The 798-nt window shown below is 65.2% G+C and carries 2 protein-coding genes; one reads left to right on the plus strand and one right to left on the minus strand.

Annotation, left to right across the window (positions count from 1 at the left end; genetic code table 11):
• Positions 1-5 precede the first annotated feature (5 nt).
• A complete protein-coding gene (locus tag ACXJKR_RS33870; RefSeq protein WP_457326595.1) occupies positions 6-455 on the minus strand; it encodes a 5-oxoprolinase subunit B family protein in 450 nt (149 codons plus the stop codon).
• Between the two features lie 57 nt (positions 456-512).
• On the opposite strand from ACXJKR_RS33870, the gene ACXJKR_RS33875 reads away from it, so the two are divergent.
• Positions 513-798, plus strand: a 286-nt coding sequence (locus ACXJKR_RS33875) for a winged helix DNA-binding protein (RefSeq protein WP_457326596.1), incomplete at its 3' end; no start/stop codon positions are given.

Below are 798 nucleotides of genomic sequence, written 5' to 3' on the forward strand. Positions count from 1 at the left end.
GTGTGCTACGAGGCGTCCAGCCCGCCGAGGTAGGCAAAGCCGGGCTGGAAGCCGATGCCGTAGAGGAGGGGCTCGGCGTCGGGGTGGCGTTGCACGACCTCGTCGACCGAGAGGCCGCAGTGCGTGGCGACGTCGCCCAGGTCGGGGCCATGCGCGCCGCCGTAGTTGACGGGAATCTCGACGAGGCGGCCCGCCTGCTGGCGCCGCAGCGGCCTGGCCCAAAGCGCGCGGGCGGCCTGCTCGAGCGCCTGACCGTCGGTGTGCAGCGGGTCGAAGGTCAGGGTCAGGTTGTTCATGCCCGGGATCAGGCCGAGTACGCCTTCGGCCTGCGCCAGGCCTGCGCCGAGTTGCCAGATGCGCTGCTGGTGTTCGATCGCGATGGGTGCATCGACCGCGCAGCACAGCGCCGCTTCGCCCAGGGGGCGAATGAGGAGGTCGGGCAGCGCGGTACTCATTTGAATTTCAATAAAACGTATACGATTTGTATTCGAGACGTGTTTATCATGTCAATCATGGTTCGCAGCATCGTGTCGTCCTCGCATCTGGTGTCTGAAAAGAGCGCCGAGCTGTCGGAGTTCGAGTTCGGCCTCATCGTCGTCAGCAACGCCTTCAACCGCTGGATGGTGCGCTGCATGGCCGCCGCCGGCATGAAAGACCTGGCTGCGCTGGACATCTCGCTGCTGCACCACGTCAACCACCGCGACCGCAAGAAGAAGCTCGCCGACATCTGCTTCGTGCTGAACGTCGAGGACACCCATGTCGTCGCCTACTCGCTGCGCAAGCTGGTCGGCATGGGGC

Source organism: Roseateles sp. P5_E11, from assembly GCF_054049355.1.